The organism is Halobacillus aidingensis (assembly GCF_900104185.1).
Taxonomy (GTDB): Bacteria; Bacillota; Bacilli; order Bacillales; family Halobacillaceae; genus Halobacillus; species Halobacillus aidingensis.
This window is the reverse complement of sequence record NZ_FNIZ01000001.1, coordinates 83,624-98,145: the sequence shown is the minus strand read 5'-3', so window position 1 is coordinate 98,145 and position 14,522 is coordinate 83,624. Positions and strand designations below refer to the sequence as shown.

Genomic DNA, 14,522 nt, shown 5'->3' with positions numbered 1-14,522 from the left:
GTTTAATGAATCAATGTATGCTTGAGGTTCCATTGCTCGATAAAAAACGCCTTTTTCTTCATTCTACCATGTTTACAGTAGAGAGGAAAAAGGCGTGCCTAATCTGTTATTCAAAATAACCTAAAAGCAATTCGGCATAAGGAGAATCCTGAGGGAGAATAATCGTCGTCTCACCATCGATCGTCTTTTTATAAGATTCTAATGTACGATAGAGTTGGTAGAACTCTGGATCTTGAGAAAAGGCATTGTTGTAAATCTGGGCGGCTTCCTGTTCGCCCTCTGCCCGGATTTTTTCAGCATTTGCTCGAGCTGTGGACAGCATTTCTTGAACTTCTCGATCCACTTCTGCACGAATTCTACTCTTATCCGCTTCCCCTTCTGACAAATACTGTTGAGCAATTTTCTCACGGTCTGTAATCATTTGATTAAAAACTGCTTCTTCATTCGCTTCCGGCAGGTCAGAACGCTTAATTCGCACGTCATCTACAACAATACCGTAATTATCTCTTTGTAAGTATTCGTTCACTTTGGCCGTAATTTCTTCATTCAATACTCCTCTGGAACTCTCTTCTTCATTAATAATCTCAGAGAAATTCATCTTTCCTAATTCAGATCGGACAATAGAGAATATAAACTCTCCCATTCTCGCTTCAGCATTCATTTCGGTACGGGCGTTAGCAATCATATTTTCTGGGTCAGTGATGCTCCATATCGCATAATTATCGATAATCATCCGTTTTTTATCCAATGTGGTGATCTCTTTTTCATCTACATCGTAGACCATTTTCTTTTTAGATAGGGTGGAAACTTCTTGTACTAATGGGATCTTGAACTTAAGACCCGGTTCTTCGTGAATTTTAACAACATCCCCAAATTGACGGACTACCTTATACTCCCCCTCTTTAGCAATCACGATTGAATTTATACCTATAAGAAGGATTCCTATAATAACAAGTAATGTGACCCCGGCTTTCACGTACTTTTTGAGGTCCTTTTTTTGTTTTTCATTTTCATTGAAAATTTCTTCACTCATGATTCTTCACTCTCCTCATCCTCCGTCGAACTAGGAGGTACCACATTTTGAACCGTCCCTTGATTCAATGGCAGATACTTCATTGTGTTTCCATCATCATTCATGATGTACACATTGGCTTCTGGCAGCACTTCTTCCAGCGTCTCCATCACAAGACGCTCACGCGTTATTGTTTTATTGCCCTGATATTCCTCAAGTAAGGCATTGAAACTGGAAACACCACCGGTCGCCTGTTGAATTCTCTCTACTTTTGAACCTTCCGCCCGTTGAATAATCGCATCCTTTTCCCCAAGCGCTTCTTCCCGTTTCTGGTTAGCATACTTTTCCGCTTCGTTCACTTTACTTTGTTTCTGTTCCCTAGCATCTGTCACCTTTGTAAACGCAGAGCGTACTTCCTTATTGGGAAGATCGACCTCCTGCAGACGAACATCTATAATAGATACACCAATTTCATAGCTATCAATTAAACTGACTAACCCTTCTCTCACTTCATTTTCAATTTCAGCTTTACCAGATGTTAGAGCTTCATCAATTTCACTACTTCCAATGACACCTCTAAGTGAAGAAGATGTAGCATTAAATAAAACCTGTTCAGGTTTCTCCGAGGCAAACAAGTAAGCAGCTGGATCCGTAATCTTCCATTGGACGACGAGATCTGCCTGTAAAATCATATCGTCCCCTGTAATCATCGTTACTTTATCCGTTTCTTCTCCGCTGTCATCGAAACCGAAATCCAAGCTGAACGTTTCTTTCGACATTTTCTCTACTTCTTGAATCGGCCATGGCATTTTGAAATGCAACCCTGGTTCTGTTATGCCGTCTTCAGCTTTCCCGAACGTAAGCACCACGGCCTGTTCCGATTCATCCACGGTATACCATGTCGTAAGAAGGGCAATGATCAACAACACACCCACTGCGACAAGGCCTGTCCATTTGTAAAATTGTTTAAGACTCATATCGACTTCCCCTTTATCTTTTATGGATACTATAATTACGATTGTGTAACAAAAAGGTTTCAAAAAGTAAATCCGTTTCTGTTCTCGATTGAAACTCTCGATTGCGGAGGCTCAGTTCCGAGACTTTTGCATGGTGATATGGTAGTTGGGAAGGGGAATGGAGGTGTATTTTTACAAGATTATAACTAAATCAAAATGAAAAAAGGCAGAAGCGAGGGAAGCTTCTGCCAAAAAGAGAAAACACCTTGGATGAAAGGGTTTCAAAGGTATTCTATCGAAGTATTGTTAACCTTAATTTAATAAAATATTAATTTTCCGTAAACTTCTTTGGAATCTCAACATAAAACGCCGTGCCGACATCCACTTCACTTTCCACGCGAATGGTCCCTTCATGAGCTTCTACAATATGTTTTACAATAGCAAGACCGAGACCTGTGCCTCCTGAATTCCTACTTCTCGCTTTATCCACACGATAGAACCTTTCAAAGATCCGTGATATTTCTTCCTCGGGTATCCCCACGCCATTATCGGTAATTTTAATCGTTACATAATTTTCCGATTCCTGAAATTCTAATGTAACTTCCCCTTCATCACCGGAGTAATTAATGGCATTTGTAAGCAAGTTCATAAACACTTGCTTCAAGCGGCTGGAATCCCCCTGGATCAATGTATTACCTTTTATAGAAGCATGGAGCTTCACTTGTTTTTGTTCGGCATGTTGTACCACGATTGGCAGTAAGTCATTCAATAACCGTTGGACTTCGACCTGTTCAACATTTAAAAGGAAGTCATCCCTTTCAAGTTTGGACAATTCCAAAAGATCTTGAATCAAGGATTGCAACCGGCCACTTTCTTTCAAGATAATTTGTAAAAACTGTTCGAGCATCTTTTCATCTTTCATAGCCCCGTCAAGCAATGTTTCTGAAAAGCCGCGAATGGAAGTAATAGGAGTTTTCAATTCATGGGATACGTTAGCTACAAAGTCTTTTCTCATTTGCTCCAATTGCTTCAGTTCTGATATATCATGGAAAACCAAAACGACACCTCTCCATTTCCGGTCTTCACTGAAAATGGGAGCACCGGTCACTTCCAAGTGTTTCCGGTCAATATTAACAGGCAGCACAAACGTTTCGCTCACCGTTTCTTCAAACATATAAATCTTCTGTACGGTTTCGTGAATGGTAGTATAAGGGATCGCATCGTGATATAAATGACCGATAAAATCGTTTTGCTCTCCCTTAAACGTTTCTAAGAACGCACGATTCAAAAGAAGAATATACCCTTTTTCATCAATCAGTACTAACCCATTCCCCATATTATTTATGACCGCTTCTAATTGATTCTCCTGCATGCCCTTTGTACTCGTCATCTCCTGCAGATTCCTAGCCAGAATATTAATCGACTGGCTTAATTGCCCTGCTTCACCAAAATGCCCTTCATAAGTTCTTGCTTTATAATTTCCTTTCGCAAGTTCTGTAGCGACATTAGCGGCTGATCGAATAGGACGGATATATTTAGAGAACACGTTAAACCCGATCACAAAAATGACTAAAAGTCCAAGAAGTAACGTAAAACCGATTAATAACCAAATATTTTTTGTGATATTGGTCAAGGCTTCAACAGGTGAGAGAAGGATAAGTGTGCCATTTATATCATCTACACTATTATTCACAGGGTAATAGAAGATTTCATCTAGCATTTGCCCTTCATTCATCGGGGAAGTTCCACCCTCAACCCTTGTGATTACTTCCTGCTTTTCGCCTTTACTTATGACAGGTACAGCATCAACCGTATCAATCATTCTTTCTCCGGAATCTGATATAAAAATCATGCCAGTATTCAACTGTTCACTAAAGTTATATAACTCTTCCTGACTTACTTCCCGATCTTCTGTGAATCGATCCAAGTACGTGATGAAATATTGACTTTCTAACTCTACACGCTGTTCAAATATGTTGATAAAATAGCCGCGGGTCAGTTGAGCAAGAATGATTCCGAGCCCGAGCATGACAATGACCACTAACACCGTATAGGTCATCAGTGGCCTAGTATTGGAGGCCATTTACTTAGGCTCCTCCATTTTATAACCGAGCCCGCGTATCGTTTTTATATACACTGGCTTTTTCGTCTCGGGTTCAATTTTCTCACGTAAATGGCTCACATGGACATCGACAATACGAGTGTCACCGGCAAAATCATAATTCCATACGGCACTTAAAAGTTGGTCTCTCGAAAGGACACGTCCTAAGTTTTGAGCAAGGTATAAAAGCAGCTCAAATTCTTTTGGTGTAAACGTTAAAGGTTCATCCTTAATTGTAGCCTCATATTGTTCAGGATAAATAGATAGATCAGCAATTTGGATGATCTTTTGATCGTTTACAACATTTTCGCGAACCATTCTTCTTAAGATCGCTTTGATTCGAGCTACGACCTCTCTAGGACTGAATGGCTTGGTCAGGTAGTCATCAGCACCAAGTTCAAGACCAAGAACCTTATCAAATTCATCGTCCTTAGCTGTCAACATGAGGACAGGGGTATTCACTTGCATTTGCCTTAATTTCTTACATACTTCCATACCATCCATTCCTGGAAGCATGACATCAAGAACGATTAAATCAAAATTGTCTTTCGATGCTTTTTCAAGAGCATCCGTACCATTATAGGCCACATCAGTCACATATCCAGCTTGATCAATATTATATTTTAATAAAGTTACAATAGATTCTTCATCATCTACGATTAAAATTCTTTGTTCCAATGCCATCACCTCTACTACAAGTTACTTTCATCATACAATGAAGTTTACAATTTGAATACGGATCTTTACCATTTTTACTTAATCTTAATATAGACAATAACCTCTTCTTCATCCGCTTATAAGAAACTCAGGAATAGAATGCGATGAAACGATTATCCTTAGGGGGTATATAGAAAGTGGGGAAAAAGCCGCTAGTCTCTGTGGAGTCCAAGCGGCTTGTGGTAATTGTGTGAAAGCTAATTTACTTTTTCTAGTTTAATAAAAGTTTTCCAAGGAGATCGCATTCATGGAATCAGGTTCATACGGGGGTTGAACGATAAGCGTTCCTTTCACCACTTCGTCACCTTCTTCATCATATCCTACCACTTGAAGTTCAACTTGATGTTCTTCTTTGTGAATAGCTGTTACTTCAGCGTGAAAACGAACGTCTCCATAATGATAAACAGGTTTAGGGTATTCTAGATTCTGCTGAATAATATGACTACCTGGACCAGGCAAATGCATAGAAACAATAGAAGACACCATACCAAACACCATGACTGTCGGTACCACCGGGCGTTTAAAAGGAGTTTGTGAAGCATAATCATGTTGGATATACAAAGGATTTGCATCATTCGTCAAGCCTAGATACATAAGTAAATCACGGTCTTCGACTGTAAAAGAAGTCGTGAATTTTTCGCCGGATTTTAAATCATTGATTTTCTTTCCAAGCTTTCTCTTTTTACCTAACATATCATCACCTCTTGTAAACGTTTTCTTTGCTGTTTAAAAAAGGGATCCGAGGGTTTTCCCCGAATCCCTTCTTCTTTATTTTAATACATTCAACACATTTTTCACAGAATCCGCCGATTTATCCAACTGCTGTTTTTCTTCTTCTGTCAGTTCAAGCTCAATGACCTCTTCAATTCCATTTCCACCAAGAATTGTAGGAACTCCAAGATAAATCCCATCATATCCATATTCACCTTCTAAATAAGCAATGGAAGGTAGAATACGACGCTGATCTTTCAGGATTGCTTCTGCCATTTGAACTAAAGAAGCAGCAGGTGCATAATAGGCACTCCCATTACCAAGAAGACCGACGATTTCTCCTCCACCTTTACGGGTTCTCTCTACAATTGCATCTAAACGCTCTTTGGAAATTAATTTCTCCAAAGGAATACCGCCAGCGAAAGAATACCGTGTAAGTGGCACCATGTCATCACCGTGACCACCAAGGACGAAGCCTGTGACATCTTTGATGGATACATTAAGTTCTTCAGCAACAAACGTGCGGAAGCGCGCTGTATCCAGGACGCCGGACTGTCCGATGACACGATTCTTAGGTAAACCAGCCTCCTGGAATACAGAATAAGTCATGGCATCAACAGGGTTTGTCAATACAACGATAAAACAATCCGGAGAGTTTTTGACAATTTCTTTTGTCACACTCTTCATGATTTTTGAATTTGTATTGACTAGATCATCACGACTCATACCAGGCTTACGAGCAATACCCGCAGTGATGATGACAAGGTCTGAATCTTTCGTATCCTTATAATCAGAAGTTCCAGTAACCTTGGCATCAAACCCCTGTACAGGACTCGCTTCCAACATGTCCAGAGCTTTCCCTTTCGTTGGATCTTCCATATCAGGAATATCAACGAGTACAACATCTCCCAGCTCTTTTTGTGCGAGCATAAGCGCTGTCGTAGCACCAGTGAAACCAGCACCGATTACTGATACTTTGTTTCTACGAATAGCCATCATGACCCACTCTCCCTTATTGATTAGTCCATATTCTTAATCAGTTCATCACCGAACTCAGAGCATTTCACTTCTGTTGCGCCTTCCATCATACGAGCGAAATCATACGTGACAACCTTACTTCCGATGGTTTTGTCCATAGATTTCGTGATTAAGTCAGCCGCTTCTCTCCAACCAAGGTGTTCAAGCATAAGCACACCAGAAAGGATGACAGAAGATGGATTCACTTTATCAAGACCAGCATACTTCGGAGCTGTACCGTGTGTCGCTTCGAAGATCGCGTGTCCTGTTTCAAAGTTGATGTTCGCGCCTGGAGCGATTCCAATTCCACCCACTTGTGCAGCCAGTGCATCAGAAATATAGTCTCCGTTCAAGTTCATCGTTGCAACAACATCGAACTCTTTCGGACGAGTAAGAATCTGTTGAAGGAAGATATCTGCAATGGCGTCTTTTACGATGATCTTACCTTCAGCCTCTGCTGCATCCTGAGCTTTATTGGCAGCTTCTTTGCCTTCTTTTTCAACAATGCGGTCATATTCTGCCCAAGTGAATACTTTATCACCATACTCCTCTTCAGCAACTTCATAACCCCAAGCTTTGAAGGAGCCTTCTGTGAACTTCATAATGTTCCCTTTGTGTACGAGCGTGACGTTTTTACGTCCTTCGTTCAATGCATAATCAATTGCTGCACGAACCAAACGCTTCGTACCTTCTTCGGATACCGGCTTAATTCCGATCCCGGAAGTTTCAGGGAAACGAATGTTATGTACACCCATTTCGTTTTGAAGGAAGTCGATTACTTTCTTCACTTCTGGTGTTCCTTTTTGCCATTCGATACCTGCATAAATATCTTCAGTGTTTTCACGGAAGATCGCCATGTCCGTATCTTCTGGACGCTTAACTGGAGAAGGTACACCTTCGAAGTAGCGTACAGGACGCAGGCATGTAAACAAGTCTAGCTCTTGACGAAGGGCTACGTTCAACGAACGGATTCCTCCACCAATCGGAGTCGTCAAAGGCCCTTTGATTGCAATCTTGTAATCTCTGATTGTATCTAGAGTTGCTTCTGGAAGCCACTCACCTGTTTCATCATAGGCTTTCTGACCTGCAAGTACTTCCTTCCATTCGATGGATTTCTCACTATTGTATGCTTTATCAACAGCAGCTTCGATGACGCGGCTTGCGGCTGCCCAAATATCAGGACCGATTCCATCTCCTTCAATGTAAGGAATGATCGGGCGCTCTGGTACATTTAGTGATCCGTTTTGTTCTACTGTAATTTTTTGTGCTTGTGTCACAATAAACCCTCCTAATATTTTGTAAGAAATATGGATGGATCATCCTCTTCTATCATACGTTAAAATAAGTTGAATAAAAAGGGAGGCTTGCCGGCGTACCGGCTGCACTCTTATCGATCCTCAATTGGTGTATAGCTTTGGCCTTTAGGTCCTACGTATTCCGCACGTGGACGAATCAGACGGTTGTTGGAGTACTGCTCGAGAATATGCGCCAACCAGCCGGACACACGGGAAACGGCAAAGATCGGTGTGAAAATATCGTGGTCGATTCCAAGACTATGATAAACAGAAGCTGAATAAAAGTCCACGTTCGCAGGAAGACCCTTGTTCTCTTTGATATAGTCCTCAATTTTAATAGACATTTCATAGTATTTGGAGTGACCTGTGAGTCCTGTCAGTTCACGGGACATCTCTTTCAAATGTTTTGCCCGTGGATCTCCTGAACGATAGACACGGTGACCCATACCCATAATTTTCTCTTTATTTTCTAGTTTTTTCTCAATGGCTGGAATCGCGTTCTCTACGCTTCCGATTTCCGTCAGCATCTTCATGACGCGTTCATTCGCACCACCGTGCAATGGGCCTTTCAAAGCTCCGATGGCAGCTGTCACTCCGGAGTACACATCAGAGAGAGTAGCTACACAGACACGGGCTGTAAATGTAGACGCATTCAGCTCGTGGTCGGCATGAAGGACAAGTGCTTTGTTAAACGCTTCTACTTCTAAATCTTCCGGGTCTTTTCCGTTGAGCATATAAAGGAAATTTCCTGCAAAACTTAAATCTTTTTTAGGTGCAACCGGCTCTTCTCCTTTACGGATACGAGCAAATGCAGTTACAACCGTAGGGATTTTTGCTTGTAAACGCAGCGCTTTCCGTTTGTTCGCTTCCCCTTCCATGACATCAGACTCAGGATCATAGAGTCCCAGCATGGAAACAGCTGTACGCAAAGCAGCCATAGGGTGTACTGTCGATAGATCATAAGACTTCAGATGATCGACAACTTCAGTCGGAATGTCCATATTTGAAATAAGTTCTTCCTTAAAAGCATCCAACTCTTCTTTGTTTGGTAGCTTTTGATTCCAGAGAAGATAGACAACCTCTTCAAAACTGGAGTTTTCGGCCAGGTCATCGATATCATATCCGACATATGTCAGTTTATCGTCGATGATTGAACTTATGGATGATTCAGTTGCTGTAATTCCTTCAAGACCTTTAGTTGATGATGACATACAATCTCTCCCTTTCAAAAATTCCTTTTTCCTTAATACTCTCAATAAGAAAACGCTTTACTATTTGCTTATTAACCTTTATAGGAAAACTACCCCACAGACAATTATAAAGTATTCTGAAGAGAATGTGAATTGAAACCGTTTAATTTTGCAGGATTTTATCGAATATTCCTACATAATTATGAGGATTATACATTTGTTGATAACTTTTGGTTCTTTGTCTGATCAAAGCTCAAACTCATTTCCATAAATGGGAGGTGGATGATATAGATAACCAAATATTACAAGTTGCTCTGCGTTTTATTTTCGTAGTTATGATTGCTATCAGCTTTATATTTTTCACTTATTTTTCCTGGATATACTTGCAGCCATTTATTTTTGCTATCGTGTTATCTTTCTTCTTCCAACCCTTTATTCACTTGTTAAACAATCACCTGCGAATCCCAAGGGGTGCGGCTATTCTGCTTGTCCTGTTCATTTTCGGCGGGCTTGCAGGAGGCCTCCTGGCTTTATTAGTGGCAGAAATTATTCGGGGTATTCAATATTTAGCATCTGGCGTTCCTGGTCACTTTTCTCTACTAACCAATTACTTAACTCAAGGAACGCTGGATTTCTTGAGCCCCCTATTAACAAAGGGGGAAGCATTCACCAACAAATTAAGTGTAAATCAGCAACAAACATTGGAAGAATATTTTAAGGTTGCCCAGGAAAAATTCAGTGAGACAAGCCTCACTTTGTTAAACAGTGCTCTTGAAGCTACAGGTCTTTTTCTTGCAGAGCTCCCTTCTTCTTTCGCCTTTATCTTCATCACCCTGCTTGCTACTTTTTTCATATGTAAAGACTGGGGTATGATTGTGAAGTTTTTTATGAAAGTTTTTCCCGAAGGACTGTCAGAGCGTGTTTACATCTTCCGGGGTGAATTTATACAAACAATCAAAGGATTAATCCGTGCTCAGTGCATGCTCGTTATGATATCAACTTCACTCATTGCTATAGGTTTACTAATCATTGGTGCTCCACACCCTTTGACCATAACATTTCTTGCTGCTCTTGTCGATTTCATCCCTTATGTAGGAACAGGCATCATCTTTATCCCATGGATCATTTATCAATTTCTCACGGGAGAATTTATGATGACCATCTGTTTATCCATCCTCTATATGGTGGTCATGCTTACAAGACAAACGCTGGAACCAAAGTTGTTGGCCGATCATTTCGGTGTTCCTCCTATCATCCTTCTCATCAGTCTTTTTCTTGGTTTTCAACTATTTGGAGGATTAGGAATGCTGATCAGTCCCATCGCACTCATGACGATACAGACGTTAGTTAAAACAGGAGTGACTAAAGAAATTTGGACATATATCATTGGAAAAACCTAGTCATAGTTTCTATTTATAGAAAAGAATCTTAAACGTTGGTTTTCATCACTAGTTATTAAAGAATATGGCAGGATTGTGGAAGACTCGATTCCGAGACTTTTCGAGGTTCGTTTGCAGTGTGGAGCGTCAGGGGGGTTGGGAAGCCACTCGCTTTCCTGTGGGGGAGCGCCGAGCTTCCTCGGGCTACCGCCCTGCGGGATCTCGCCTGTCTCCTTCTCCCACGGGAGTCTCGCAGCTTCCCAACCACCCCATTCGATGTAGGTGAGAAACGAACCCCATTACTGTGTGGGGGGGCTTCCACTATCCTTGTGTTATATGCATAAAGCGTTACATAACAAGCTTTCCGCACCCAGAATAGAGTGCTTGCAAGTTCGTATCCTCCATTAAATCTGTGCATAAAAGCAGCTTATTCTGAAAGTGGTTTCGAGACACTTATATGGCAAAGGGGCGGAGGGAAACGGTGAGACTCCTATGGAACGTGTGGGACAGGTGAGACCCCGGAAGGCGTAGCCTGAGGAGGCTCACCGCCCGCCCCATGGAAAGCGAACCTTTTCCCGCAGCCCCTAAACTCTCACAAAAGTCTCGAAACTGATTCTTCCATAAAAGAGATATTTTGTAAAAGAGGGAATGAGTATCAGCAAAAGCAAAAAACTCAGAGAAATGAATCTCTGAGTTTGCATTTATTTTCTGTATATTGTAATCGTTCCTTTTTGCATGGCTTTTTGAATCGCATTTCGGATAACTCGTTTGATAGGAAATCTGGTTGCCGGGAACAACAGTAAAAATCCAATTGCATCCGTGATGAAGCCGGGTGTCAGCAATACAGCTCCACCGACAAGTATACAAGCCCCATCCAAAAGTGTATCTTGAGGCACTTGGCCATAATGTACGGATTGTTGGAAATTTCTTATCGTTTCTAATCCCTGCTTTTTCGCCAGCCATGCACCTAAAACGCCCGTCAATATAATTAAAAGAATGACCCATATTGGCCCGATTAAGTTTCCTGTCCATATGAGTACACCAATTTCTAATGCGGGAACCACTAAAATAAAAAGCAATAACCAACGAAACATAGAATCTTCCCTTCTTTCCATTTCCTCTATTATACCTTTTTTGAGGATACATTGAAAAGAAAAGACAGAGAAGTAAATACTCCTCTGCCTGTTTCATCTCGTTTCAATCTTATAATACACTTGCGTGACCTTCGTAAATATCACCGCGTGAACTATCAATGGTAATATCAGAGCCATCCTTGATCAATTCTAGAGCATCATTAACCCCAACAATTACTGGAATACCGAGGCTTAGTCCCACAACCGCTGCGTGAGATGTAAGTCCACCTTCCATTGTAATGATCCCGGCAGCTTTTTCAATGGCTGGCATCATGTCACGATCCGTTCCTTGTGTGACAAGGATGTCTCCATCCTCGACGCGGTCAATGGCTTCTTGTGCATTTTTAGTAACGATAGCACGTCCATATGCACTCTTCTGGCCAACGCCTTGTCCTTTAACGAGGACATCTCCAATGACGTGGACTTTCATCAAGTTGGTTGTACCACTTTCACCAACAGGTACACCACCAGTGATGACTACGCGATCACCGCGAATGGCAAGACCGGAGGCAAGACTGCGCTCAACTGCCACGTCCAGCATATCATCCGTAGAGTAAGCACGTGGACCCATCACAGCATAAACTCCCCAAACGAGAGATAGCTTACGGTTTACTTCTTCATCAGAAGTGATCGCTACAATCGGGGCTTTTGGACGATACTTAGAAATCATGCGAGCCGTATGTCCACTTTCTGTAGGTGTAACGATAGCTGCTGCGTTCAAGTTAATCGCCGTATGAGTAACCGATTGACTAATCGCATCCGTGATTGTCATATCGCTATGCTTAGAACGTTCTTGCAATAGGGCCATATGATTTAAGCCTGTTTCTGTTTTACTTGCAATGTTATGCATGGTTTGAACAGCTTCTACAGGGTAATCTCCTGCTGCTGTTTCACCGGAAAGCATGATAGCATCCGTACCATCAAAGATGGCGTTCGCAACGTCAGACGCTTCTGCACGTGTTGGGCGTGGGTTACGTTGCATAGAGTCAAGCATTTGAGTAGCTGTAATAACAGGCTTACCTGCTTCATTACACTTACGAATCAAACGCTTTTGTACTAGTGGTACATCTTCAGCTGGAATTTCGACACCAAGGTCACCACGGGCAACCATCAAGCCATCACTGACTTCAAGGATATCATCGATATTATCGACACCTTCTTGGTTTTCGATTTTTGGAATGATTTGAATGTGACTGGCGTTATGCTTTTCGAGAAGTTCTTTGATTTCCAGGACATCTGATGCACGACGTACGAAAGATGCAGCGATGAAGTCAACCCCTTGCTCAATTCCGAACTCGATATCCTTCGCATCTTTTTCCGTAATTCCCGGCAAGTTGACACTTACATTTGGAACGTTGACACCTTTTTTATTTTTCAATGGGCCATTGTTCAATACAGTCGTCTTAATCTCATTTTTCTCTTTGTCGATTTCTTCTACTTGAAGTTCAACGAGGCCATCATCCAACAAGATCTTAGAGCCTGGGTGAACATCATTGATCAATCCAGGATAAGTGACAGAGAAACGTTCGGCATTTCCTTCAATTTCATCCATAGAAACATAAGTCGTCGAGCCTTTTTCCAAATAAGCTTCGCCATCTTTCAGTGTTCCTGTACGAATTTCCGGACCTTTTGTATCAAGTAGAATAGCTACAGTCTTTCCTGTCGCTTTAGAAGCTTCACGGATATTTTTAATTCTAGCTCCGTGCTCTTCAAAATCTCCATGTGAGAAATTCAAACGAGCGACATTCATCCCTGCTTCAATCAGCTGGGTCAATTTTTCTACAGACTCAGAAGCAGGTCCGATTGTACTAACGATTTTTGTTTTTCTAAACATTTTATTTCCTCCTCAAGTGCCTCTTGCATTATATAGATAGTTCTTTGGAAAGACGATACATATCAAAGTCGATCTTGTGCTTGGTGTTCAAAATTTCTACAATATCATGGTCCACCAATTTATTCTGCTGTATACCTACCATACGACCAGCATGACCGTTCAACAATAAGTCCACTGCATAAGCGCCTAGACGACTTGCCAGTACACGGTCAGCAGCACTTGGAGAACCACCGCGCTGCGTATGACCAAGAACGGTTACACGTGACTCTAAACCAGCAGCCTCGTCAATTTTGTTACCAAGATCCACAGCACTTCCGACACCTTCAGCTACAATGATAATGCTGTGCTTCTTGCCACGATCATGGCCGCGCTTCAAACGATCGATGATATCTTCAAAATCATCATCAGCTTCTGGAATGATGATACTTTCAGCTCCGTCCGCAAGTCCTGCCCAAAGTGCAAGATCCCCGGCGTCACGCCCCATAACTTCGATAATGAACGTACGTTCATGGGATGTAGCCGTATCACGGATTTTATCAATAGCATCAATGATAGTATTCAGGGCTGTGTCAAAACCGATGGTGAAATCAGTTCCAGGAATATCATTATCAATCGTTCCCGGTACACCAATACATGGATATCCTTTTTCCGTGATTTTTTTTGCCCCCATAAAGGTACCATCACCGCCGATGGCTATCAAGCCCTCGATGCCATGTTTTTTCATTTGTTCGATCCCTTTAAGCTGACCTTCTTCTGTTTTGAATTCTTCACAACGAGCAGAATAAAGCTTTGTACCTCCTCGCTGAATAATGTCCCCAACAGAACCAAGCTCCATCTTCTCGATGTCACCATCAATTAATCCTTGGTAACCGTACTTGATCCCATAGACTTCTAAACCATGATAGATTGCTTTACGAACGACTGAACGAATTGCTGCATTCATTCCTGGAGCGTCGCCCCCACTAGTAAGTACTCCGATTTTCTTCATTCTCATCACCTCAAAAGTTTTCTATTTATGTTGTCCCCAACCAAAGATGAATCGAAACCTCCATCTATTTTTATAAGGATAGCCTATCCTCTAGTCTATACAATTAATAAAACTTCAACATTCCATTCATCAATGATAGCGTTACCATCCTGTTAAGATGCGAAAAGCCGCACCCAAGTGCGACCTTTC

The 14,522-nt window shown here is 41.6% G+C and carries 12 protein-coding genes; 1 reads left to right on the top strand and 11 read right to left on the bottom strand.

Features of this window, described 5'->3' with window-relative positions; genetic code table 11:
- Nucleotides 1-106: 106 nt before the first annotated feature.
- From hflC to citZ, 8 genes are all read right to left on the bottom strand, one after another.
- The gene (hflC, locus tag BLS23_RS00460) at nucleotides 107-1,033 is read right to left on the bottom strand and encodes a protease modulator HflC (protein ID WP_089650553.1); all 927 of its coding nucleotides are present in this window, start codon (nucleotides 1,031-1,033) and stop codon (nucleotides 107-109) included.
- Entirely contained in the window at nucleotides 1,030-1,989 is a 960-nt protein-coding gene (gene hflK / locus BLS23_RS00455) for an FtsH protease activity modulator HflK (RefSeq protein WP_089650552.1), read from the bottom strand. The genes hflC and hflK overlap by 4 nt, the downstream gene beginning before the upstream one ends.
- A 307-nt stretch (nucleotides 1,990-2,296) precedes the next feature.
- On the bottom strand, nucleotides 2,297-4,051 hold the full coding sequence (gene pnpS / locus BLS23_RS00450; RefSeq protein ID WP_089650551.1) for a two-component system histidine kinase PnpS: 1,755 nt from the start codon (nucleotides 4,049-4,051) through the stop codon (nucleotides 2,297-2,299).
- A complete protein-coding gene (locus BLS23_RS00445; protein WP_089650550.1) occupies nucleotides 4,052-4,747 on the bottom strand; it encodes a response regulator transcription factor in 696 nt (231 codons plus the stop codon).
- A 255-nt stretch (nucleotides 4,748-5,002) separates the two neighbouring features.
- The gene (locus tag BLS23_RS00440; protein WP_089650549.1) at nucleotides 5,003-5,479 is read right to left on the bottom strand and encodes a MaoC/PaaZ C-terminal domain-containing protein; all 477 of its coding nucleotides are present in this window, start codon (nucleotides 5,477-5,479) and stop codon (nucleotides 5,003-5,005) included.
- Nucleotides 5,480-5,554: 75 nt separating this feature from the next.
- The gene (gene mdh / locus BLS23_RS00435; RefSeq protein ID WP_089650784.1) at nucleotides 5,555-6,493 is read right to left on the bottom strand and encodes a malate dehydrogenase; all 939 of its coding nucleotides are present in this window, start codon (nucleotides 6,491-6,493) and stop codon (nucleotides 5,555-5,557) included.
- Nucleotides 6,494-6,516: 23 nt separating this feature from the next.
- On the bottom strand, nucleotides 6,517-7,791 hold the full coding sequence (gene icd, locus BLS23_RS00430; RefSeq protein ID WP_089650548.1) for an NADP-dependent isocitrate dehydrogenase: 1,275 nt from the start codon (nucleotides 7,789-7,791) through the stop codon (nucleotides 6,517-6,519).
- A gap of 110 nt (nucleotides 7,792-7,901) precedes the next feature.
- Nucleotides 7,902-9,020, bottom strand: a complete 1,119-nt coding sequence (gene citZ / locus BLS23_RS00425) for a citrate synthase (RefSeq protein WP_089650547.1) — start codon at nucleotides 9,018-9,020, stop codon at nucleotides 7,902-7,904.
- 257 nt (nucleotides 9,021-9,277) lie between these two features.
- Here citZ and ytvI point away from each other — a divergent pair, with 257 nt between their 5' ends.
- Nucleotides 9,278-10,399: a sporulation integral membrane protein YtvI gene (gene ytvI, locus BLS23_RS00420; RefSeq protein ID WP_143015200.1), complete on the top strand. Its 1,122-nt coding sequence runs from the start codon at nucleotides 9,278-9,280 to the stop codon at nucleotides 10,397-10,399.
- A 680-nt stretch (nucleotides 10,400-11,079) separates the two neighbouring features.
- Here the strand turns inward: ytvI and BLS23_RS00415 are convergent.
- From BLS23_RS00415 to pfkA, 3 genes are all read right to left on the bottom strand, one after another.
- Complete coding sequence (locus BLS23_RS00415; protein WP_089650545.1) at nucleotides 11,080-11,472, bottom strand: FxsA family protein; 393 nt, start codon at nucleotides 11,470-11,472, stop codon at nucleotides 11,080-11,082.
- 109 nt (nucleotides 11,473-11,581) lie between these two features.
- Nucleotides 11,582-13,345, bottom strand: a complete 1,764-nt coding sequence (gene pyk, locus BLS23_RS00410) for a pyruvate kinase (protein WP_089650544.1) — start codon at nucleotides 13,343-13,345, stop codon at nucleotides 11,582-11,584.
- Between the two features lie 28 nt (nucleotides 13,346-13,373).
- Nucleotides 13,374-14,333 carry a 6-phosphofructokinase gene (gene pfkA, locus BLS23_RS00405; protein WP_089650543.1) on the bottom strand — a complete coding sequence of 320 codons (960 nt, stop codon included), beginning with the start codon at nucleotides 14,331-14,333 and terminating at the stop codon, nucleotides 13,374-13,376.
- Nucleotides 14,334-14,522 lie beyond the last annotated feature (189 nt).

Coding starts and splice junctions, on each gene's coding strand:
- hflC (WP_089650553.1), bottom strand. CDS start 1,033: ATGAGTGAAGAAATTTTCAATGAAAATGAAAAACAAAAAAAGGACCTC.
- hflK (WP_089650552.1), bottom strand. CDS start 1,989: ATGAGTCTTAAACAATTTTACAAATGGACAGGCCTTGTCGCAGTGGGT.
- pnpS (WP_089650551.1), bottom strand. CDS start 4,051: ATGGCCTCCAATACTAGGCCACTGATGACCTATACGGTGTTAGTGGTC.
- citZ (WP_089650547.1), bottom strand. CDS start 9,020: ATGTCATCATCAACTAAAGGTCTTGAAGGAATTACAGCAACTGAATCA.
- mdh (WP_089650784.1), bottom strand. CDS start 6,493: ATGGCTATTCGTAGAAACAAAGTATCAGTAATCGGTGCTGGTTTCACT.
- pfkA (WP_089650543.1), bottom strand. CDS start 14,333: ATGAAGAAAATCGGAGTACTTACTAGTGGGGGCGACGCTCCAGGAATG.
- BLS23_RS00415 (WP_089650545.1), bottom strand. CDS start 11,472: ATGTTTCGTTGGTTATTGCTTTTTATTTTAGTGGTTCCCGCATTAGAA.
- BLS23_RS00440 (WP_089650549.1), bottom strand. CDS start 5,479: ATGTTAGGTAAAAAGAGAAAGCTTGGAAAGAAAATCAATGATTTAAAA.
- pyk (WP_089650544.1), bottom strand. CDS start 13,345: ATGTTTAGAAAAACAAAAATCGTTAGTACAATCGGACCTGCTTCTGAG.